The organism is Pontibacter akesuensis, from assembly GCF_001611675.1.
In the GTDB taxonomy this organism is placed as follows: domain Bacteria; phylum Bacteroidota; class Bacteroidia; order Cytophagales; family Hymenobacteraceae; genus Pontibacter; species Pontibacter akesuensis.
The window spans coordinates 4,370,245-4,392,304 of sequence record NZ_CP014766.1; the positions used below are offsets into that span (position 1 = coordinate 4,370,245).

Annotated in this window: 19 protein-coding genes; 6 read left to right on the forward strand and 13 right to left on the reverse strand. The window is 50.2% G+C overall.

Annotated elements, in window-relative coordinates; translation table 11 throughout:
* Nucleotides 1-52 precede the first annotated feature (52 nt).
* Nucleotides 53-2,824 carry an outer membrane beta-barrel protein gene (locus tag A0W33_RS18555; RefSeq protein WP_068839581.1) on the reverse strand — a complete coding sequence of 924 codons (2,772 nt, stop codon included), beginning with the start codon at nucleotides 2,822-2,824 and terminating at the stop codon, nucleotides 53-55.
* 364 nt (nucleotides 2,825-3,188) lie between these two features.
* On the opposite strand from A0W33_RS18555, the gene A0W33_RS18560 reads away from it, so the two are divergent.
* Entirely contained in the window at nucleotides 3,189-3,719 is a 531-nt protein-coding gene (locus A0W33_RS18560; protein WP_068839582.1) for a DUF2062 domain-containing protein, read from the forward strand.
* A 62-nt stretch (nucleotides 3,720-3,781) separates the two neighbouring features.
* On the opposite strand, the gene A0W33_RS18565 is transcribed toward A0W33_RS18560, so the two are convergent.
* The 4 genes from A0W33_RS18565 to A0W33_RS18580 all read right to left on the reverse strand — a co-directional run bounded on the left by A0W33_RS18565 (nucleotide 3,782) and on the right by A0W33_RS18580 (nucleotide 7,391).
* Nucleotides 3,782-4,660 (reverse strand): OmpA family protein, encoded by an 879-nt coding sequence (locus tag A0W33_RS18565; RefSeq protein ID WP_068839583.1) that lies wholly within the window; start codon nucleotides 4,658-4,660, stop codon nucleotides 3,782-3,784.
* 219 nt (nucleotides 4,661-4,879) lie between these two features.
* On the reverse strand, nucleotides 4,880-5,719 hold the full coding sequence (locus tag A0W33_RS18570; protein WP_068839584.1) for a methylated-DNA--[protein]-cysteine S-methyltransferase: 840 nt from the start codon (nucleotides 5,717-5,719) through the stop codon (nucleotides 4,880-4,882).
* Between the two features lie 107 nt (nucleotides 5,720-5,826).
* Nucleotides 5,827-6,558, reverse strand: a complete 732-nt coding sequence (locus A0W33_RS18575) for a tetratricopeptide repeat protein (RefSeq protein ID WP_068839585.1) — start codon at nucleotides 6,556-6,558, stop codon at nucleotides 5,827-5,829.
* A 104-nt stretch (nucleotides 6,559-6,662) separates the two neighbouring features.
* On the reverse strand, nucleotides 6,663-7,391 hold the full coding sequence (locus A0W33_RS18580; RefSeq protein WP_068839586.1) for a tetratricopeptide repeat protein: 729 nt from the start codon (nucleotides 7,389-7,391) through the stop codon (nucleotides 6,663-6,665).
* Between the two features lie 171 nt (nucleotides 7,392-7,562).
* Here A0W33_RS18580 and parS point away from each other — a divergent pair, with 171 nt between their 5' ends.
* The 3 genes from parS (at nucleotide 7,563) to A0W33_RS18595 (ending at nucleotide 9,997) form a co-directional block, all read left to right on the forward strand.
* On the forward strand, nucleotides 7,563-7,991 hold the full coding sequence (gene parS / locus A0W33_RS18585; RefSeq protein ID WP_068839587.1) for a type II RES/Xre toxin-antitoxin system antitoxin: 429 nt from the start codon (nucleotides 7,563-7,565) through the stop codon (nucleotides 7,989-7,991).
* Entirely contained in the window at nucleotides 7,988-8,452 is a 465-nt protein-coding gene (locus A0W33_RS18590) for an RES family NAD+ phosphorylase (RefSeq protein WP_068839588.1), read from the forward strand. The genes parS and A0W33_RS18590 overlap by 4 nt, the downstream gene beginning before the upstream one ends.
* Before the next feature lie 276 nt (nucleotides 8,453-8,728).
* A complete protein-coding gene (locus tag A0W33_RS18595) occupies nucleotides 8,729-9,997 on the forward strand; it encodes an alkaline phosphatase family protein (protein ID WP_068839589.1) in 1,269 nt (422 codons plus the stop codon).
* 73 nt (nucleotides 9,998-10,070) lie between these two features.
* Here the strand turns inward: A0W33_RS18595 and A0W33_RS18600 are convergent, their stop codons facing one another.
* From A0W33_RS18600 to A0W33_RS18610, 3 genes are all read right to left on the reverse strand, one after another.
* Nucleotides 10,071-10,691, reverse strand: a complete 621-nt coding sequence (locus A0W33_RS18600) for a hypothetical protein (RefSeq protein ID WP_216637165.1) — start codon at nucleotides 10,689-10,691, stop codon at nucleotides 10,071-10,073.
* A 219-nt stretch (nucleotides 10,692-10,910) separates the two neighbouring features.
* Nucleotides 10,911-12,299, reverse strand: coding sequence for an MBL fold metallo-hydrolase RNA specificity domain-containing protein (locus A0W33_RS18605; protein WP_068839590.1), 1,389 nt, complete (start codon nucleotides 12,297-12,299; stop codon nucleotides 10,911-10,913).
* 306 nt (nucleotides 12,300-12,605) lie between these two features.
* Nucleotides 12,606-13,016: a DUF4625 domain-containing protein gene (locus A0W33_RS18610; protein ID WP_068839591.1), complete on the reverse strand. Its 411-nt coding sequence runs from the start codon at nucleotides 13,014-13,016 to the stop codon at nucleotides 12,606-12,608.
* 277 nt (nucleotides 13,017-13,293) lie between these two features.
* Here A0W33_RS18610 and A0W33_RS18615 point away from each other — a divergent pair, with 277 nt between their 5' ends.
* Nucleotides 13,294-13,680 carry a hypothetical protein gene (locus A0W33_RS18615; protein WP_068839592.1) on the forward strand — a complete coding sequence of 129 codons (387 nt, stop codon included), beginning with the start codon at nucleotides 13,294-13,296 and terminating at the stop codon, nucleotides 13,678-13,680.
* Between the two features lie 110 nt (nucleotides 13,681-13,790).
* On the opposite strand, the gene A0W33_RS18620 is transcribed toward A0W33_RS18615, so the two are convergent.
* Nucleotides 13,791-14,822: an N-acetylmuramoyl-L-alanine amidase family protein gene (locus tag A0W33_RS18620; RefSeq protein WP_068839593.1), complete on the reverse strand. Its 1,032-nt coding sequence runs from the start codon at nucleotides 14,820-14,822 to the stop codon at nucleotides 13,791-13,793.
* 234 nt (nucleotides 14,823-15,056) lie between these two features.
* Nucleotides 15,057-16,517: a M48 family metalloprotease gene (locus A0W33_RS18625; protein WP_068839594.1), complete on the reverse strand. Its 1,461-nt coding sequence runs from the start codon at nucleotides 16,515-16,517 to the stop codon at nucleotides 15,057-15,059.
* Nucleotides 16,518-17,046: 529 nt separating this feature from the next.
* On the opposite strand from A0W33_RS18625, the gene A0W33_RS18630 reads away from it, so the two are divergent.
* On the forward strand, nucleotides 17,047-18,033 hold the full coding sequence (locus A0W33_RS18630; protein WP_068839595.1) for an aldo/keto reductase: 987 nt from the start codon (nucleotides 17,047-17,049) through the stop codon (nucleotides 18,031-18,033).
* 79 nt (nucleotides 18,034-18,112) lie between these two features.
* On the opposite strand, the gene A0W33_RS18635 is transcribed toward A0W33_RS18630, so the two are convergent.
* The 3 genes from A0W33_RS18635 to A0W33_RS18645 form a co-directional block, all read right to left on the reverse strand.
* Nucleotides 18,113-18,727: a hypothetical protein gene (locus tag A0W33_RS18635; RefSeq protein ID WP_139237083.1), complete on the reverse strand. Its 615-nt coding sequence runs from the start codon at nucleotides 18,725-18,727 to the stop codon at nucleotides 18,113-18,115.
* A 131-nt stretch (nucleotides 18,728-18,858) separates the two neighbouring features.
* Nucleotides 18,859-21,765, reverse strand: coding sequence for a PD-(D/E)XK nuclease family protein (locus A0W33_RS18640; protein ID WP_068839597.1), 2,907 nt, complete (start codon nucleotides 21,763-21,765; stop codon nucleotides 18,859-18,861).
* A 35-nt stretch (nucleotides 21,766-21,800) separates the two neighbouring features.
* Nucleotides 21,801-21,962: a hypothetical protein gene (locus A0W33_RS18645; protein ID WP_172798138.1), complete on the reverse strand. Its 162-nt coding sequence runs from the start codon at nucleotides 21,960-21,962 to the stop codon at nucleotides 21,801-21,803.
* Nucleotides 21,963-22,060: the final 98 nt, after the last annotated feature.

A 22,060-nucleotide genomic window follows, 5' to 3' on the forward strand; every position in this document is an offset into this window, starting at 1 on the left:
GAAGAATATCTCCCGGCCCTGCTGCTGTTACTGGTTTCTGATAGAGTATAAATTAGTTGCGGCGTCCGCCCCAGTTCCCTCGCTGCGGCTCTTCCATGGAAGGTGCTTCGCCACCCACAAACTTGCGGATGTTGTAGGAGAAGGTCAGCATGAAAAAGCGCTGCAACACGCTCGACTGCACATCTTCCACATAATCTGAGAACACGTTACGCTGCACGCTCACGTTCTGGTTCAGCAGGTCGTTTACACTTAGGCTGATTTCTCCCTGCTGGTTCTTAAATATCTTTTTGCCCAGGCTCATGTTCCAGAGCGCATAGCTTTCGTCCACACCGCTGGACAAGCCAGGGTTGTACTGGTGGTTCAGCTCGGTACGGTACACAATACCTTTCCAGATAATCCAGTTCAGGCGCAGGTTTGTGTTCTGGCTGAAGTAATTGTTGTTCTGGTTGGTGCGCAGCGTATTTTCAATAATGTTGTAGCTGGAGTTGGTTGACATGTTAAAATCTACCTTTTCGCTGATGTTGCTGCTCAGGTTCAGCCCCGCTCTGAAGTTGGTGTTGTTGGCGTAGTTCACCTGCTCATCAATCATGCCCGGTATCCTGGTATAGCCGATGGAGCCGTTTACGTTAAAGTTAGAGCTTAGGAAGTGAAGCGGCTGGCCATAATTAAAGAACGAGCGCACGTTCCAGTAGCCATCCATGTTCACCGGGCGGCTAAGGCGTGCGCCGGGCTGCAGCTCGTATCCGTCGGTGAAGCTAGACGGCGCGCTGTTGGTGTATACGCTGTTGGCTATATAATTCTGAGTTACGGTACCGAACACGCCCACAAAGAACACATGGTTGTTTTCCGGGTTAAAGTTTCTGAAGCGCAGGTTGATCCGGTTCTGGTAGTCCTGATCCAATTGCGGGTTTCCAATCCGCGGCTGCAGCGGGTTAGAGATATCCAGCACGTCCTGCAAGTCCTCTACCGAAGGCACGTTTGTGTTAGTGCGATAGTTGATGTTCAGGTTGCTGGTTTTAGAGATTTTATACTCATATTCCGCAGACGGCAACACATTCTGGAAATTTCGCTTGAAGGAGTAAACCCGCGGGTACTCACTGTCACTCTCCAGGGTGGCATACTGGTAGCGGGCATTCAACTGCAGCCTTGTCTTATCGTCGCGGTACTGGTAGCTTGGTCCAACGCTTTGGCTTAGGTAGTTGCTCTCGAACTTATTGCTCAAAAAGGCAATCGGCTCACCACTGTAATCGCCGTCTTCGCTCAATCGGTTGTACGCTCTTCTGTCGGAGTCATTTAATTGGTTGCCTATGTTATACTCCAACTGTAGGCGCGACTTTTCGCCGAGGCGCTGGGAGTAGTCCAGATTGCCAGACCAGGCAAGGTTATTTCTGTTCAGGTTAATGTACTGGTCCCGCACCACATTCTCGCTCGGATCCAGTAAATTGTCTGTGTTCTCAGCCTGGTACGTGTCCCCGTCGGTGCTACCATAGCTCGTGTTCACATCAGCCGTCAAAATACGCCCGGAGTCCCCAAAGCGGTGGGAGAAAAGAATATTGTTGCTGAAGTTGATGTTATCGCGCTGAGCCAAGTTGGTATTGATGGAATTGGTGAGCGGCTGTGCATCAGCAAAGGTGTTCGCCACACGGTTAGTTATGTCCTCGTTCTGCTCTATGCTGATACGCGGCGTCACGAGCAGCCTGTTGTTTTCGTTTATGTTGTACTGTAGCCTGAAGTTCAGGCGGTGGCTTAGCTCAGCACTGTTGTTTACGCTGTTCTCCACGTAGGTAGTGTCGCTGTTCACATAGTCGCGGAACCTGTACTGGTTGTTCACCACCTCGCGGTCGGTGAAGTTATAGTTGCCGCTTACCTCTATTTTCTTGCCCCAGGTATCGTTGTAGTTTACCGCAAAGCTGTTGGTGCTGATGATGCCGTTGGGAGAGCCGCCGCCCCAGCCTCTGCGGCCGCGCATGCCACCACCGGGTGTCTCGCCAATCGAAAAGTCAAACAGGTTGATGTTATTCGTAAGGCCTGTTAGCGTAATCCGTTGGTTGTTGTTAAAGTAGTTCACACTGGCACCCACCAGGTAACGCTCATCTGTGCCATAGCCAGCAGAAACTTTTCCAGTGTAACCCTCCCGGGCTATTTTCTTCGTGGTGAAGTTGATAGTTTTCAAACGATTTCCATCATCAAAGCCACTGAAGGCAGCTCTGTCGCTTTGGGCATCAAAGATCTGCACGTTCTCCACCATATCGGCCGAGATGTTGCGCATAGCAGTATTCACGTCATTGCCCGTAAAGCGCTTGCCGTCGATCATCACCTGCTGCACGTCTTCGCCCTGGGCTTGAATTTTACCGTCCTGCACCACCACGCCCGGCATCTTTGTTACCAGTTCCTCGGCGCTTGCATCCGGCGCTGTTTTAAAGGCCTTGGCGTTGAATTGTGAAGTATCGCCTTTTTGCTCACCCAGTTGCGCACGCCCCACTACCTGCACTTCTTTCAGTGCGGTGTTTTCTTCATTCAGCGCCACCACACCTAAGTCAACCGACTGGTTCTGCACCTGCAAAGGCCTGGAAATTTTGGTGAACCCGATGTAGTTCACCTCCAGCATATATTGCCCGGGAGTTACACGCTCAAAACGGAAGCGCCCTTCGGCATCTGTCACCACGGCCAGTGGGTTAGAGCCCGTTTGCAGCAGCACCACGCTTGCCGCCGGCAATGCTAATTTATCCTGGGCACTTTGCACAACGCCCGTAACGGAAACATTTTGTGCGAAGGCATTCACCATGGTCAGCAACAGGACCAGAGCAAGTAGTAATTTTTTCATTGATGTTTGGTAGAAGTAGAATTCAGGGTTTAGACTAGCAGGTGCGTGTTTAGTTTAACCTCCCTGATAAATTATTTTTATTCACGCCAATTTACCTTTGTGGTAAGTAATTTTGTTGTCTAACAACTTAATATCCAGCGATGTATAAATAAAGCTTTAGACATTGCCTTGCATCACTATAGCCTTGAGGCAAAGGCAATGCAAAGAAGTAGGGGGCTGCGGAAACAATATGGCGCCGGGATAGGTTACAAACACAAGGAATGTGTATTAAGTAGCAATAGGACCTAGTTGCTTATCTGGGTCTTTGCATACTTCAGCGGCTTCCTTTCCGTTTCTCTTTATAAATTTCCATACCTCATTTCCGTTGTTCGTATTTACCGCCATATCTGATTTTGTAAAGCGCCGGCTGGTGCAGCCTGTGCTGAATTTGTTATGGCAGGGAATGACGCCCCGCAGCTTGGCTGCAACGGTGGCCGCAGGTACGGTTGTGGGGGTGATTCCGGCAATAGGTGTCACAACCTTGCTTGGCACGCTGGTGGCGGCGCGTTTCCGCCTAAACATCGCGGCTACGGTGCTGGTCAGTTACCTGGTGCAGCCACTTCAGTTGCTGCTGGCTATTCCGTTTATCCGTTTGGGTATTTCCCTGTTCAGCTTAGGGGAGTTGCGCCTGTCGCTAGCCGAAATGCAGACTATGTTCAATGCCGACTGGGTGGAGGCGCTAAATAAACTTTGGCAGGCTAACCTGGCCGGTGTTGCCGCCTGGGCCTTGTTGGCCACTCCGGTTGGCGTCCTCCTGTACTTGGTGCTGATTCCCCTGTTCAAGTGGCTGCTCCCCAAACCTAAGTTAGCACCCGTTCCAGATGTTCCTTCAGAGCAGATTACGCAAATTATATAGATATCAAAAGAGCCAGCCCTTTATTAAGGCTGGCTCTTTTGATATAGTTTTGAGCAAAAAAATCAGGTAGTCTCCAGTATCTGGAAGAGTTCATCCAGCTTTGGCGTAAGTATGATCTCGGTACGGCGGTTTTTCTGACGTGCCTCCTTGCTTTTCGCATCATCCAGCGGCACATACTTAGAGCGGCCAGATGGCGTAACGCGGGTAGGGTCTACACCTGCATTTGCAAGTATACGCGTGATCTCAGTGGCGCGTAAAACGCTTAGGTCCCAGTTATCCTGCATGCCCACGGTGCCTTTGGCAATCGGAACATCATCGGTATGGCCTTCTACCACCACGTTCACATCTTGCTGCTCCTTCAGTACGGCAGCCAGTTTGCGCAGTGCTTCAACACCCTTCGGGTCTACTTTGGTTGAGCCTGAGTTGAAGAGCAGCTGCTCGGCTAGCGATACGTACACTTTGCCATTTCGCACATTCACCGTCAGGTCTTTGTCGTTAAAGCCAAGGAGTGCGTTGCTTACCCTGTTGCGCAGGTTGGCCACGGCTTTTTCTTTCTCGTCCAGAATGCGCTGCAGCTCAGCCAGGCGCGCCTCCCGTGCTTTCAGGTCGGCATTCAGGCGCTCGATCTGAGATTTGCTCATGTTCAGGTTTTCGCCCAGGGTTTTGCCTTCCTTCAGCGCCTGAGCCAGGCTCTCCTCGTACTCGCGCTTTTGCTGCTCCAGTTTTGCACGCTCGCTCTCCAGGCTGGCTTTGGCCTCTTCCAAAGAAGCTTTCTGCTGCTCCAGTGTCGACTTGTCCTGTTCCAGACCAGCTTTGTCCATTTCAAGCGCATTTTTGCGCGCCATCAGATCTTCGTATTTTTTCTTGGATACCACGCAGGAAGAAAGCGTCACAGAACCCGCCAGCAGCAGCATGGAGGCCCTTAGTAGTTGTTTTTTCATATCAATGAGCTAAAAGTGTTCGATGGGTATAAAGCAAATATAGCGAAAACCTTAGAGCAAGCCAGTGCTTTTTTTCCTGTTTTACATCCATCTACAAAGCCAGCAAAACCTCTTTAAAACTTCTAATTTTAGATTAGATTTTGCCTTGGTCTCTTTCAGCTCATGCTGATTCTTGCTGCAAGAGAGGAGTTGTGCTAGGGTATGTAGTTTCTAACCCTACTATCTCTGTTTCTCTGATTGTGCAGTTGCTGCTTCCCAGCCGATCATGGCCATTTTGCGTTCACTGCCCCAGCGGTACTCGCCAATGCCACCCACGCTTCGGATGACCCGGTGGCACGGAATTAGAAAAGCGATGGGGTTACTGCCTATTGCCGTGCCCACAGCCCGGCTGGCACTTGGCTGCTCAATTGATTTTGCCAGTTGCCCATATGTGCTCAGGTGTGCCTCCGGAATGCGCAGCAGCGCTTCCCATACTTTCAATTGGAAGGGAGTGCCACTTAAGTGAAGTTTGATTTTGCCCGCAGCGGGAGTTAGGCTTTGCTGCCAGAAGGCCGTCACCTGCAGGTGCAGTTCAACTTGTTCAGGCACAAGCAGGGCATTTGTCCAGCTCTGCTGCAGTTCCTGCACAGCGGTTTCCTCCTGCTGGTAAAAATGAAGGTAGCAGATTCCTTTTGCTGTGGAGGCCACAATATATTTCCCGAACTGGCAGGTGCCGAAAGAATATTTTAGAACCAGCGCTTCCCCCTGGTTTTTAAATTCACCCGGTGTTACGCCCTCTATACTAACGAAAAGATCGTGGAGCCGGCTGCTGCCGGAGAGGCCGGTGGAGAGCGCTGCATCCAGCACTGAGGCACTTTGCGCAAGCACGGCCTTGGCATGGTGCAGCGTGAGGAACTGCAGAAATTTTTTAGGGCTCACACCCGCCCACTCGGCAAACACCCGCTGGAAATGCTGCGGGCTTAGGTGAACGTGCGCTGCTACTTCCTCCAACTCCGGCTGCTGGCGGGCGTTTTCGCGAAGATATGTCAGGGCGTTGGCGATGGTCTCATAGTGGTTCATGGCAGCAAGTTCCTAAATGCAGCCCAACCTATCAACCCGATTCTTGCGGAATTTATACTTGATTCAAACAAAAATCCCCTGCCGGTGAAGGGCAGGGGATTTGATTTCTAATTGCTCGAACTTTCTGTTTGCAACATGTCAGCGTCGGCTTGTTTAAAGAAGCCCTGCGGGTCGGGCATCTGCGCCGCCAGCTCCATCACGAAGCCATAGTCGATCTGCGTCATGTTGATGTTCCGGCTCTTGTGCAGGTAATCCCACGCCTCTGCATACTTCTTTTCATAGTACTTCACCAGCGACAGGTTGTACAGCGCATAGGCATTGCCAGCATCCAGCGTTGTGGCCGTGGAAAGGTACTCAGCAGCCTTCTTCAGGTTTTTCTTCTTTTTCTTTTCCTTGTACAGCGCCAGGTAAGCGCTGGAGGCATCAGACAGGAGCAGGGAGTTCTTTGCGTTCAGCGCCAGCGCTTTTTCATAGAAACCCACAGCCTCCTCGTTGCTTCCCTTTGCAGCCGTTACCAGGCCAAAGGCCCAGTAGGTGTTTTGGTTGTCCGGGTTCAGGAGCCAGGCCAGGTTAAAACGGTACATGGCCGTGTCCGTTTGCCCCTCGTTCAGGTATTCCCAGCCGCGCTCCATAAAGAAGTTGCTGGCTTCCCGGCGGTCCCCGAAGTTTTTGTCGCAGCTTGTCAGGAACTTCTCGTCCTTCATTTGCTCGGCTTCGGTTTTCTGGGTTCCACCGAACATAGGCATCACCTTTGTGCTCACTACTGCTTTTTGCTCCTGTGCAAAACTTAGGGTGGCGGCGCAACAGCAGGCAACTGCGGCTAAGAGTATCTTTTTCATAATGCGTTATTGTTCCAATTTATTCAGGCTGCATCACCTGATTTGTGCACGTAGACTTATGGTTACTGCATCTAAATATAAGGCGGTGGATTTATACTTGCAAGCTATTGTGTTTTCTCCGACGCATATACGCCTTTGGGGTCCTGCTCTTTCTGCAGCAGCACTGCTATAAATTGCTTGTCTTCCTTGGCTTTGTCCTCCTTGATGCTAGCATGCAGGTACTTCCAGGCAGTGGCGTAGTTACCCTGGTAGTAGTTGTTTACCGCTAGTTTGTAATACGTGTCGGCAGCTTGCTTAGGGTCCAGGTTAAGCGCCTGCTTCAGCAGCTTTTCGCTCTGTTGCAGGTCGGTTGGTTCGCTGCTCATGTAGTAGCGGGCCAAGTGTGCCGTAGCTACATCCGTAAGCAGGCGTGGGTTCTTTTTATCATTTGCCAGGGCTCTGTACAGTATGTACAAGGCTTTGTTATGCTGCTCCTGCCGACCATACACCAGTCCATAGCCCCAGTATACATCGTTGTTGGTGCTATCCATCAGCCAAGCCTGGTTAAACAGGATAGTGGCAGAGTCAAGTTTGTTCTCGTTGAAATTCCGCTGTGCCTGCAGCACATAATAGGCGCTGCCTAGTTTCCGGCTCTTGAACCGCTTCACATTGTCTTTGAGGAATTTCTGCTGCCTTGCCTTTGCCTCATTTGTCTTGGGGGCCATGGCAGGCACTACATCCTGCATCGTAAGCGGGTAGGGTGGCAGCTCCTGGTTTTCAGTGGCGGCACTCTGCGTGCTACAGCCACTCAATCCTATCAGCACTATACTTGTTGCTGCTATCCAATATCGCATGCTTAACTTTACTTGATTTATGTTTCAACGCTGAAGTATAGCTTTTAGTGCAACTGCTCCATACTGCTAGCGCATCCTCCTAAAAAAGCAGAACTCGCTAAACTATAATACGACAATTGGCGTTTTTATTTAGACAAGTTTCGTATATTTGAATGAATAGCACTAGCAACTATGGCAGAGGCCCTAAAATTAGATAACAGCTTAACTTATAAGCTAATAGATGACAAGGATGTGTTTATGCTCATCAGCACGGTGCGTGAGGGCATAAAGTATGCCTTGTTCCAAAGCATTGCCGATGTAATCCCGTTCAACCTAACGGACTGGTCAAATTTTCTGCACCTGTCAGAGCGCACCTTTCAGCGTTACAAGAAGGAGAAGCGCACCTTTGATCCGCTGCACTCGGAAAAAATTCTGGAAATAACGCTGGTGTACAACAAGGGGATAGAGGTATTCGGTGACAAGCTGAACTTCGATGCTTGGCTTAACGCGAAAAACGTGGCCCTGGGCGGCGGCAAACCAAAGGAACTACTCGACAGCACTTTCGGCATCGGCCTGCTCCGGGACGAGCTGACGCGCATTGAACACGGCGTATTGGCATGATCGTATTCCGCCTCAGCAGGGGACCGTACAAAAATGATTTATCAGGAAAAGGAGCGGAGCTGGCCGGTGGGCGCTGGAACAGCAAGGGCGTGGCCATGCTTTACACGAGCGAGTCTATAGCCCTGTGTACGGTGGAGATTGCTGTGCACATGCCGCTGGGCATCATCCCTAAAGATTATTACCTCATCCGCATTGAAATACCCGAGGGAGCAAGTATAAACGAGCTGCCGGAAGCTGCCCTTCCACTTGATTGGAAGTCATTCCCCCATGCCAACAGCACCCAGGAACTGGGCGATGCGTTTGTGCAGCAGGCGGAGCACCTGGTGCTGAAAGTTCCTTCGGCCACCGTACAAGGCAACTTTAACTATCTGCTCAACCCCCGTCATCCATATTTCCGCCAGGTGACTATTGTAGAAACAGCACTCTTTGAATTTGATAAGCGCCTTTTTGTGAAGGAATAAGGCCGACTATTTGCATTAGCTGGGTTTAAACCAAATCTGACCGAAATGGATGTATAGCCATAACAGGTGCGCCTGGTGTGGCTGCCCTTTATACTTGCCAGGCAGCTTCTCTCCAGAACCATAGGTGAAAATGCCGCTTGTTCCACCTAAGCGTCTTAGTGCCTCCGGCTTATAATGTTGGTCTTCGAACTCGATATTGCTGCTTCACGACATGAACATAACACAAGCTTAAACAGCTCATGCTGGCGCTTTACGGCTAAAAAACTAATTTTGTGCATGAAACAACTCGCCATTCTTTTTATCTCCTTTATACTTACTGTTCCTTCGGTAGCACAGGTAGATACCTTGCAGCATGTAGTGGAGGGGCGCCGGAACAGCCCAGAACAACAGCAAAAGCCTTATGTTATCATGATCTCGGCTGACGGGTTTCGCTATGATTATGCTGACAAGTATAACGCTTCAAACTTAAAGCATTTCCGGCAACAGGGCGTGGCCGCGGAGTCGATGCTGCCTTCCTTTCCCTCTAAAACATTCCCAAACCACTATACGCTGGTAACGGGTATGTACCCGGCTTCGCACGGGCTGATTAATAACTACTTTTATGATCCGCAGCGAAAGGAGTCGTATTCGATGCGCGACAGGGGAAAAGTGGAAGACGGCAGTTGGTATGGGGGAGTCCCCCTTTGGGTACTGGCCGAGCAACAGCAAATGCTGACGGCAAGCTTTTACTGGGTAGGATCGGAGGCCCCGGTGCAGGGCGTGCGGCCAACGTACTGGTATTCCTACAATGAGCAGATTCCTTTTGAAAGCCGGGTACAAACAGTGGTAGATTGGCTGGAGTTACCTGAAGAGAAACGCCCGCACCTAATTACGTTTTATATGCCCGAAGTAGATCATGCCGGCCACCGGTATGGACCCGACGCACCCGAAACGCGGCAGGCAGTGCAGGAAATGGATGCGCAGTTAAAGCAACTGACAGATGCTGTGGCCGAGACTGGTTTGCCGGTAAACTATATATTCGTGTCTGACCACGGAATGACTCAGATAGACACAGACAGTACCTTGCCAATGCCCGCCGCGATAGACACTGCCAACTACTGGGTATCGGGTGGCGGCATGGTAGTAGAGCTGCATGCAAAAGAGCAGAGTAAGCGCGCCATTAAACGCTCGTATAAGCAACTGAAGCAGGAGGCAAACGGAGCCTACCATGTATACACCCGAAACAACCTGCCCAGGCACCTGCACTACGGCAGGAAGGACGATGCCTTCAGACGAGTGGGCGATATCCTGTTGCTGACGGATGCACCAAAGGTTTTCCATTTCGGAACGCGCACGCCATCGCCAGGCACGCATGGTTACGACCCGGTAGCTGTTAAAGACATGCACGCCACTTTCTACGCCTGGGGACCTGCCTTTAAAGAAGGGTTGAAGATTCCGGCATTCCAGAACATACACGTGTACCCGGTAGTAACAGAGTTGTTGGGCCTGCCTTACAAGCACAAAATTGATGGCAATAAAAGCGTTGCGGAGCAAGTACTTGATTAGCTTTCCTACAAATAAAAAGGAGCCACTGCATTGTGCAGTGGCTCCTTTTTATTTGTAGGATCAAAGATTGTTCTTAGTTATTTCTTCCAGGCAAATATATCTGCAGGCCGACTGCCAGAGAAAGTCCGGTTTCAGCGTTGCCTGTTTCAATATTAGCGCTGCTTCGAATTAAGTTTACCGTTCCTTCCAGTGCCACGTTAGAGGCTACGAAGTGTGCATAACCTGCACGCAAACCATATACTCTGGAAAAGAAAGCATCCCCTTCGCTGTCTTCCTCTGAGCTACCGGCTAAACCAAGTACAGCCTCACCAAACCAACGATGTGTTGGTGCAGCTCCCTCAGGAAAATAATAGCGAACAAAAGGCACTAAGCCATATCGCCAGGATTCGCCACCGTCATAGATAGACAGACCGAGCTGCGCTTCCGCACCTATTACAGCATTATCGCTGATGAAGTAACCGGCTCGTGGCCCAACGTCAAAAGTAAAGGTTTCGGACTTAAAATTGTGACCAATATTACCGATGCTAGCACCAACCAGCCAGTTCCCTTTCTTTACAGCTTCGCTGGCAACAGGAGCAGTTGTCTGTGGTCTGCGATCCAGCACTTCATCAGTGATCTGGGCTGAGGCTCCAAAACTTATGATCGAAAATAGTGTCGAAAGTAAAAATATATTTTTCATAGTCTTCATTTTCATAGAGTTGTGAATAGTTAAATAGTAAATAATCAACTTAATGTATACTATTTTAACGGGTTAATCCCCCCTTTGTTTTCAAATATGTATAAATGAACACTTGAAAATATGTTTTTGCATAACTGATCGGATACCTGATGGAGGCAACAATTCGAAATTTTTATTTTATGTGAATAATCAAATTGTTGTGTCAAGGCAGGATAGGCAGCAAGGATATGTTGCTCATAAAGTGTAAGTTTTATCCATGGCTGCGATCTCAACTGGCCACTTAAACTGCCCCTTAATTTTAGTCCTTAGCGCCTCAGCGGCTTCCGGCTCTCCATGGTTTAGAAACACCTGCTTAGAAGCCCGCAGGAGGCCTAACCACCAAAGCAGGTCTTCCTGGTCGCCGTGGGCCGACAGCGAACCGATCTGGCTGACCTGGGCCTCTACTTTATACTTTTCACCGTCTATTTTGATAAAAGGTGCGCCACTGGCCAGCTGCTGCCCACGCGTTCCGGTTGCCTGATGCCCTACGAGCAGCACCGTGTTTTTAGCGTCGCCAACCAACTGTTTCAGGTAGTAGAGCACCCGTCCTCCCGTCACCATGCCGCTGCCCGCAATAATTATTTTTTGCTTCGGCCCATCGGCATGCAGCACCCCCAGCGTTTCCTGATACTCCTGGATGATGTGCACGTTCTTTGTCAGCTTCTCTGTTTCAGATTCGGTGAGGTTGTGCCAGCTGCTGTGGTCCTGGAACAGCCTGGTAATATCTATGCCCATGGGAGAGTCCAGGTAAACAGGAACGGACGGTATACTCTTTTCTTCCATCAAGTTGTGCAGCAGCACAATAATTTCCTGCGCCCGCTCCACGGCAAAGCTCGGAATCACCAAAGTGCCGCCTTTATCAAATGTACTGTTAACCACCTCCTGCAGGGCCTGGTACGGCGAGAGCGCAAGATCATGCAGCTTATCTCCATAGGTGGATTCCAAGATGACGTAGTCTGCTTTTTTGGAACGTACGGGGGCATCAAGTATAAGCGGCGCGCGCTGCCCCACGTCTCCCGAAAAGAGGAAAATCTTTCCATTCACCTCTAACTCTATGGAGGCTGAGCCAAGGATGTGGCCGCTTTTCAGGAAACGAAATTTTACCCTATTGCCTAGCTCTACCCATTCCTTGTCAGGATGTGTCTCAAACAGACTGATGGTTTTGTTGACGTGCTTCGTTTTGTAAAGCGGCTTACGCGGCTTTCTGGACTGGTCGCGTCTCTTATTCGCAGCGGCTGTATCTTCTGCCTGAATTTTGGCACTGTCGTGCAGGATTACTTCAGCAATCTCTTTGGTGGGGTGGGTGGCGTAGATGGGTCCCTTGAAACCTTTCTTTACCAGCACAGGCAGGTAGCCGGTGTGGTCGAGGTGGCCGTGCGTGACAAGTATAGCATCAAGCTCTGAGGGGGCAAAGGGCAGCTTATCAAGCTTGTTCAGTTTACGCTCTGATTTGCCTCCCTGGAACAGGCCGCAGTCAATTAAAATTTTATACTTGTTCGTCTGAAGGTATGTTTTAGATCCTGTTACTGTGCCTGCTGCTCCTAAAAACTGCAACTGCACCTGGTGGTTTTCGTTATGCGCCATGCGTCTGTTTCTTGCTTGTAATAAATAATCTGAAAGCTGAATGAATGCAGCCAACCTTTAATGGGAGAGGTACGCAAAAGAAGCTGCTGCGGCTGCCGAAAGGAATCTCAGCGGCTCCAAGTCTGTGTATAAATCAGGTAAAGTGTTTATGAAAGGGAGGGAAACATGATTTCTGCAACAGATGCTTGATGAAACCATAAGCGGGTTAAAAATATTTCAAACCAAGTCTGCTGCAAAATGAAAGAGCCCCGCATCTGGCAGGGCCCTTTTAAGTATAGCTAGTTCAAGTGGGGTTACAGGAGGCGTTTACATTGCAACGTTCACGTTTACGGTTCGCTCGCCCGTGTTACCTTGCTCATCCGTTGCCTCTACAGTTATTTGATACGCGCCAGGCTGAGCATTCTGGTCAAGGTTTATCATGAAGTCCAGGTCAGCCTCTCTGTTGTCGTTCAGGAAATCGCGCACGTCTTCATCGTCCACTACACGCTCAGTTCCACTTGCGTCTGTTACCAGTACCCTGATCATCTCCAAGCCAATATTATCTGTTACCTCAGCCCTTAGCTGAATCTGATCGCCCGGGGCAAAGGTAGCGTTAGCTGTGGGAGACATAATCTGAACAACAGGAGCCGTGGTATCGAGGTCCACATCATCATCGTCCTCACAAGAAATGAATGCAAAAGAAAACAACAACAGGAACAACCAATTTAACTTTTTCATAGGTAATAAAATTTAAGTTTGTGTAAGAAAATTATGAAATTAGAATATATGGGCACATTGAGGGTGCCACATAGGGGAGTGCTCTGGTATAAACGGGCAGGTTTGGATATGGTTGTGCAGCTGTAAAGCAGTGCAATTTTATCAGCCTGTTTCGAAGGCATTCGAGCTGGCTGTTACTAAACAATACCGGGTGTACGCCATGTTATAAGAACACTTGCCATAGCACCACGTACAATTTAGTCAAAGTAAATACCTGTAAGTTAAGATATCGATTCGTATGGAAAATTTTGTATTGCTATATCATTTCGATAAGGAAGAAACTAAAAAGGAGTTCGAGAAAAGCTTTAAAAAGCAGTATCCACGTAACAGAGAGGACCAAAGCAACGGCCTCCGGTACATCGGATTTACGGAACGTGCCGAACCTGCTGCGGTGGATAATGTGAATACTATTCTTACATCAATGGGTATGGGGCGCGAGGGCTTTTTCGGACTAAACGACTATGTGGCTCTATACTTTACCCGCGACAAAGAGCCGGACGTAGTTAAACGGCAACTACTGATCGGAACAGAGGAAATGGTAGACGCGGGAGCCGAACACAAAACAAGCGATCCGCACAGGAGCAGCATCAAGCGTTTGTTGGAGTACGATTACTCTCAAGCGTAAGGAAGTAAATTGGTATAAACTGAAAAAGCAGGCGTTTCTCACGTCTGCTTTTTCAGTTTATAGTATGGTGGGAAGAGATTTTCAACCCTTCTGAAGGCACTTCCCTCAGTTTATTTAGTAGCCTTATAGTCTGTGATGATGCCGTCGGTAATCCAGTTTGCCAGGGCCTGCCTGTTGTTCGGAATCACAAAACGGCGCTGATCTTTATCGTTTTTAATGTTGCCAAGTTCCACAAACACTGTGGGCGGGTTACTGTACTTTACCACATACAAGCTACTGCGCGGCGTAACGCTGCCGAAATATTCCCGGTTTGGCTGATAACGGTTATACTTGGTGTCGAAAACCTGATGAATGCGCTCAGCAAGCGCTTTGCCAGCAGGGCTGTTTTCGTGATGGTAAAAAAACACGTCGATATTCTGGCCTTTGCTGCGGCTGTCGATGTGCACAGAGAGCATGCGCTGGTAGGCTCCTCGATGCTTTTGCGCCAGCTGGTTTATATCCTGTACCCGCTGTCGCAGCCGAAGCTTATGGACGTAGGGAACAGGTTTGCCAAAGTACCCCACCTCATCGCGATCCATTTTAAGCACGTTTTCATCCCGAATTCCGTCGTCCGGGTCCTGGATGATCATGTAAACGGTTGCGCCGCGCTCCATCAGCCGGCGAGCCAGCCGTATGGTCACATCATAAGCATATTCATCCTCGCTTAGCTGATAAGGTCCATACTTGCCTATAGCCCCGGGGTCAGGGCCACTGTGTCCGGCCACCAGGTAAAACACGGCTCCTTTCAGCTGCTGGTTCACAATTTCCACGCGCTCATACTTCGGCCCGAAAAGCGGAACCTTCAGTACGCTGGGCGAAGCATTGGCTACAGCAGCTGCGGCTTTAGTGCCGGAGGTGGCGCTGGTTTCAGGAAGCAGGTATGTTCTGCCGGCATAAAGGCTGTTACCCGCGCCAAGGTTCTTTTGGTTTAGTTCCTGAAAAGCTTTTATGTGGCTGGTTGGGTTCAACCCATGTCGCTTGAGCAGTAAGTAAATCCCATCTCCGGGTTTTGCCACCACTTCTCTTAAGGATTGGCTAAAAACAGGTATTGAGAAAAGCGTGAACGTGAGCAGTAGTATAAAATATCGCAATGGGTAGGGCATGTTTGTTTCTCTCTATTTCTTACGAAGCAGAAGTATGAAATATTTCGAAGGTAGTAAAATTCTTTAAGAGTGAAGGGCGGCTTGGCCATAACACCAGTACGGCAAAAGCCAGAAAGAGGAGTCTGGGTGAAGTTTAGCCTGACGAATAGCTCTAAAAATTGAGTCAATCAATCACACAAAAGAGGCGCCTCTGTTAAGTAGATGCGCCTCTTTCTGTGATTTGATCAAGCTGCTTTACTTCGACAGGAGCTTGATCATGGTTCCTTTCTCCACCCGGTCGCTCAGCTGCAGCCCGTTAAGTATGGCTAACTCCTCGCGTCTCGCCTCTGGTACCTGGTTTCGATCGAAAATCTGTGCCAGGGTAGCAGTCTGCTGAACTGTTTCTATGCGTATGCGCTCTGGCTGCCGGTTCAGCTTCTCTTGGTCGGTAAGCACACTGAAGTTCTGCATGGTGTTGCTGAACTGCGGCGCGTAGTTGTTGAATTGCGAGGCCAGCGTAACCCCCATCAGGTTGTAGATGTTGCCGTTGTATTTAATCAGGTACATGAGCACCCGAATCTCCTGCTGCTGTTGCTGTTGTTGCTGCTGCTGTTGCTGCTTAAGTTGAGCCACTATGGCGATAGCAGGAAGTCCGTTTACAGTCACACTCTTCGACTCAAGCGGCTGTAGGTTGTAATTTTGCAATACCTGCTGCGCCGCCGTCTCCAGGTTGTCGCCTTGCGCAAGCGTAAGCGACATAAGCGCGCCCCCATCTTTCGGAGCCATTTGGAACTGCTGCGGCGAATTCATGTAGTTCCAGCCGTTTGGTATAGGGAACTTAAACTTCAGCTCGGGGTGGTAGAAAACAAAGTTCTCAACAAATCCCTGGCGCGGATCCTCACCATATACCAATCCGTCAATCAGCTGGAGGTAACTGTTGCGGTCTACCTGAGCTCTTGTCAGATTAAGCTTTTGCTTCCATTCTGCGGCCAGCGCTGTCACTGTCTCGTAGCGGTCGCCCGGGTTAGGGTGCGTGGAAAGGAAGCCAGGAATCTCTTGCCCGCTTTTTTCCTGCTGCCGCTGCAGTGTTAAAAAGAAATCGGCCATTTCTGCCGCATCATAGCCAATTTTGGAAGAATACTCCACGCCCAGCATGTCTGACTCCCTTTCATCATCCCGGCCAAACTTGAGGAACAGCAAACCAAGCCCCTGTGAGGCCGCCTGCCCGGCCTGAGCCACGGTGGGTGAAAGAATAGAACCAAGTATGAGCCCTCCTTGCGCCAAGGTAGATTTGGCCTGCTGCTGCACCGAGTGCCTTGCGGCAATATGGCCGATCTCGTGCCCCAGTACTCCGGCAAACTGCGCCTCGTTGTTAAAGTGCGCCATAATGCCACGCGTGAAATAAACATAGCCTCCAGGCACTGCAAAGGCGTTGATCACGGGCGAGTCTACAATTTTAAAACTGTATTTGATGTTGCTGCGATGGGAGATTGCAGCCATTTCCTGCCCCTTCTGCTCCATGAAACGCTGCAACTCGGGGTCCTGGTACAGCCCAAATTGGGCAATTACTGCAGGGTCGGTTTGCTGGCCCATCGCCACCTCTTGCTCCTCAGACATTAGCACCACATCGCGCTTGCCGGTTACAGGATTAACGGCGCAGGAGTTTAGGAGCAGCGTTGCTGCTAAAGCCCATCCTGCTATCGGTATTTTTTTCATATTTGAACCGTTTAGTTAGCTGTTTCCTCTATAAATTAAATATTAGGAAATCAGAATTTGATAATATCAACGGCGGCTTAAAATGATATGTTACACAGCCGAAGCAATTCCCGCGCCATTGCCAGCCAACAATCGTGCATGCCATCATACAGGCTACTATAGCAGCTCCTGCAGCAGTCAATGAACTCGCGTTAATTAGGAGATGGTATAGCTATTTTATTTTAGCCGGGGCTGCCTAATACTTTTAAAATGAATGTTATGGCTATTTCCGCGGATACAATGAAAGAAAGTCTAAACTGGCAGCGAATAGTTAACTGTGATTCCCCTTTTTGAGGTACAAAAGCTATTTACATCACCTCCTAACTAGATTTTGTGAGTACCCTATACAGAGTTAACTCTCTTGTGGGGTAACATACAGCTGCGCCCTCACGACGTAATAACCTGTAGCGCGTATAGTATACAGCAGGCTTGGAGGAGCAAAGCCTGCAGCATAGCAACTTGAAAATTTATTTTTTTATCTCAGCGTACTATGAACAAACGAATATTAGGGAAACAAGGACTCGAAGTTTCAGCGCTAGGACTCGGCTGCATGGGCATGTCCGACTTTTACAGCGACCGCAACGACCAAGAATCCATCGCCACCCTGCACCGCGCCATCGAGCTTGGGGTTGATTTTCTTGACACGGCCGACATGTATGGCGTTGGCGCAAATGAGGAACTGATCGGGAAAGCGGTAAAAGGCAGAAGAGAGCGGGTGGTGCTGGCCACCAAGTTTGGCAATGTAAGGGGAGAGGACGGAAGCTTTCTTGGCGTGAACGGGAAACCGGAATACGTGCGGAAAGCCTGTGAAGCCAGTTTGAGACGCCTGGGGGTGGATCACATCGATTTATACTACCAGCACCGCGTTGACAAGAACACGCCCATTGAAGAAACGGTGGGTGCCATGGCAGAACTGGTGAAAGAAGGGAAAGTCTTATACCTGGGTTTATCGGAAGCCTCGGCGGAGACAATAAGAAAGGCGCAGAAAGTGCACCCGATCTCCGCGCTGCAGACAGAGTACTCACTGTGGAGCCGCGATGTGGAGGACGAGATACTGCCTACATGCCGCGAGCTGGGTATAGGCTTTGTACCGTACAGCCCGCTGGGCAGAGGCTTTTTAACCGGGCAGTTCAGGAAGTTTGAGGATCTGGCTGAAGATGACTACAGACGCCACTCGCCGCGTTTCCAGGGCGAGAACTTCCAGAAGAACCTGGACCTGGTAAAGAAAATTGAGGAGCTGGCCGCACAGAAGGGCTGTCAACCGTCGCAGTTGGCGTTGGCGTGGTTACTGGCGCAGGGAGAGGATATTGTGCCTATCCCCGGCACTAAGCGCCGCAAATACCTGGAGGAGAATGTGCGGGCCCTAGATGTAACACTGACGCAGGAGGAACTGCAGCAAATAAATGACATCGCGCCAAAAGGAGTAGCCGCCGGCGACCGGTACCAGGAGGAGCAGATGAAAGCAGTTAACGTGTAGTCAGGGAATCAAACAAACAGTAAAAGCCAGCACCTCAAAAAGCATGTGCTGGCTTTTACTGATTAATATCTCCATGATGTCAATTCAAGCGGTAGTTCACAAGCTCGTAACGGCGCATCAGCCTGCCAGTATCCCCATAGAATAGATCAGATCGGACGAGGCCCACATCAGGCGATACATAGTCTTTTTGAAAGGAGGACACAGTTGGTGAGTTGGGAGTGGTATATTGGTTCTCAATCTCAAATGTGTAACCCATAAAGCTATAATAAGCGTTTTCGATGGGGGCTAGGGTGTTTATACGGGTGGTAAGCACGTAGAGTAGGTAGCCCGGATATTGGTATGTATAGCCAATACTGCCGTAATCAGCATTCTGGTAAAGTATCAGCGCCACCTGGCCGCCTCTGTTATAGTATACGTATCCTTCGTTGCTGTTCTGCACGATGTACCCATCATTCAAAATGTACCATCTACTGTTATAAATGATTGTATCGCGCAAGACAGCACGCCTGTACAGGCTTGTATCCAACGCTTCGCCGGAATGCATATAGTTTATCACCTGGTACGTCCACTGGTTCCCCACCTGCAGCGGAATCAGTTCCTCTTTGGGCGAAAGATCTTCCTCGCGTTGGCAGGAGAAAAGCACGCACTGCAACAGCAGAAGCAGCGAAAGAGACAGCCGACTATTACACTTCATAAGCGCCTAATTTAAAGTATAAGTATAAGATCCCATTCACAGAACAAGCGTTGCATGCGGCAGGCGTTTCCGCAACGTAGAAAGTTATATGGCCCACAAGTATAAAGAGGCAGAGCCGCGTATTTACTAGGTTAGCGCGCGCAGATGCCCCGGTAGGCGCACCACTGGCACACATCCAGATCCTTCGTTTTCTGTATCGGGTCCTCCGGGTCCAGCACGCGGTTTACAAAGTCGCTCAGGATTTTTTCAGAGGCAATTTTAAAGTCTGTTCCTGTTTCGCCGCTGCCGCCAATATTGTCTGAATCGAAAGGCAACACGCCGGCCTCCAGGTTCCGGAAAGAGATAATGCCAGACGTGGGCTCCAGGCTTTGCACCGGCACGTGCTGCGCATTCCGTAGCAGTGTTTCCGGCGACTCCTCCAGCATGCGCTTGATCACGTACTCGTACAGCCACAGTTGTCGCGCCTTGCCATACTTTGGGTCAGTAAGAAAGTGTAGCTCCACATCATCTGGTTTTACCCGTAGTTGGTTTTGCTCCACCTTTCCGGTTTTATAATCGATTACGCGCAGTTGGTGTCCCGTCAGGTCAATGCGGTCGGCCTTGCCGGCAATGCGCACGTTTACCACGGTATTGCCTACCTGCACCGGAAGTATGGCCGAGAGCGTTTCCTCCAGCCGCAGCACGTAAAGCGGCAGTTCCTCTGAGTAAATTAGCTTTTGCAGATACTTCTCCAGCACCTCCACGGCCACCTTAAACAGCAGGTAGTTCATGCCGCGCTCCGGTTTGGCGCCAAGGGTTACTTTGCTGAATTCCTTTTTTACTTTCTCGTCCAGCCCCTCTAGCATCTGCTCCACATGCACAGCCTCGATTGGCGCTCCGCTCTGTTCGAACGGGCGGAAAAAATCCTCCAGTACCTGGTGCACAATGGTTCCGAATTGATCAGCTCCCAGCTGTTCCTCCACCTCATCCATTTCCTGCATTTTGGCGATGCGGGTAAAGTAGTACTGCAGCGAACAGTTGATGTACATGTTCAGGTGCGAAGGGTAAAGGCCGCGCTCCAGCTCCTGCCTTAGCTGCGCAATGATCTCCGGGGATTTGCCGATAACAATGTCCTCGTTGTACTCCCGCATTTCCTGCTGCTCCACGGCAGCGGTCAGGTCCCGGAACTTGATCTTTGGGTTGCGGAGGGCCAGGTCGTTCTGCAGCTGAAGTATAAAACGACTCTTCTCGCCCGACCCATAGGTGTCGGAGGGCAGCACGTACAGCAGGTTGATCGTTTTGGCACGTTGCAGCAGGCGGTAAAAGTTATAGGCCATGGCACCCTCCGTTTCGGCATAGGTGGGCAGGCCAAACTCCCGCAGTACATCGTACGGCATCAGCGACTCCTGGCGCTTGGGCGCTGGCAGCACGTTCTCATTTACCGAAAGGATGATCAGGTTCTCAAAATCCAGCGCGCGCGTTTCGAGCATACCCATTATCTGCACCTCCGAGATCGGCTCGCCGCTAAACGGCAGGCGCGTCTGGGAGATGAGCTCATAGAGGAATTTGCGGAAGCTGCGAACCGAAATCTTGTGCTCCCGGCAGTCAAATATCGTGTCGAGGCGCTTCACCAAAGTATAAAAAATGTACAGGTACTCCGTCTCAATGCTGTTGCGGCCATGCGCGTATACTTCGCGCAGCAGCTCGATAAGCGCATACATGGCCACGATGATGTCGTCGCAGTCGCGCCAAGTGCGGAAGAGCGTTTCGAAGAGCGGGTGATGCTGCCCAAGCTCCAGCAGTTCCTGCGCCGTGACGAGCACCTTGTTTTCCTGTACCATTTTGTCCAGCACCTGCTGAATCATTCCTTTGTACTTCGCCTGGTCGGGCTGATCGTTCAGAAACAGCTCGTAGCGCCGGATAAAAGGGTGCGTCAGGAGTTTCGTTACACTTAGGTGATGGTATTGGTATACTTTGTAGCCGGAGCTTTGCAGCTGCGTCACACCGGTCAGGTGTACCTCGAACAGCAAATCAATGAGGTTAAACAAAGGTGTCCCCCGGAAGCTGAGGCCCATGGTGACGTTATAATTTTTAACCTCCTCGGGTATGGAGTGCAGCACCGGCAGCAGCAGCGTTTCATCGGGCAGCACGATGGCTGTCAGGGTGTGCTTGTTTTTGCTCCGTATTTCCTGCAGCAGCTGCCCGGCCAGTTTGCCCTGCATGCTGGCATTCGCCACACCAATCACGTTTATCTCTTTATCATCCGTCAGCAGCAGGTTTTGTTGCCAGCGCCATTCCGGCATGCCCCACGTACTTTTATACTTGCGCAGGAAGCTGCCGGCACGGTTCGGGGTAGCTTCGTCCATGTAAAAGTCATCGGAGTCAAAGAGCACTTCGGCCTTATTTTGCTTCAGCAGCGTACGAATGATTTTCTCTTCAGAGTTGGTAAGGCTGTTGAGGCCGATGAAGATAAACTGGTGGCACGCGCTGGACTGGGCGATCTTCTCTATTTTACTGGCCACCTGTCGGAAAGCCATGCCTGTGTATGCCTGCTTTTTGTCGCGCAGGCGCTTTTGCAGGTTGTGGTAGGTTTTCTCGATGTTGTCCCAGAGGCTGAAATACTTCTTGAGCGTGGGAGAGAGGTCTTTGCCCAAAAACTTCGGGTCCCAGCGCTCCAGCGCCTTCGCCTCGCTCAGGTAGTCAAAAAGCTTGTCGGTGTTTACCAGGTTCTGGTCAATGCGGCTGAAATCCTCCAGCAGCGTACCGGCCCAGGTTACAAAGTTATCAAAGTCGAGTTTCGGGTCCTGCTCCAGCATCAAATCAAAGAGCTCCAGCTGCAGGTTAATCGGCTCCAGCACATCTGTTTTGGAAAGGCTGCGGATAAAATCCTCCATGGCATACACCTCCGGCGACCAGATAGGCTCCGGTGCCGCCTGTGCCAGCGCTGTTTTAAAGAAGAAGCTCGCACGCCGCGACGGCAGCACAATGCAGAGGTCGCTGATGTTTTCTTTATACTTCTCGTAAACGTATTTAGCCGTAAGCTCCAGGAAAGTCTGCACGGGGTGTAAATTAGAGTGGGTGAAAGGGAGTTGATTTAACGATACTTTATTTTTCTCAAACTAAGTGTAATTGCCGTTACAAAAGAGGCAGCAGCTACCACCAGCACAAATCGGGACTGCCAGATGATCGCTTCCCCCTTTTTATCCAGTTCCCGGTTTAGCTCCAGTTTTTCAGTGGGGGTAAGTGTATCATCCATCTCTAGAAAAAGATACTGATGATCTACTTCATACTTGTAGCTCACTTGCATGTTGAACCAGAAAAACAAGCAGAGAGGAACTAGCAGATAGAGCAGTA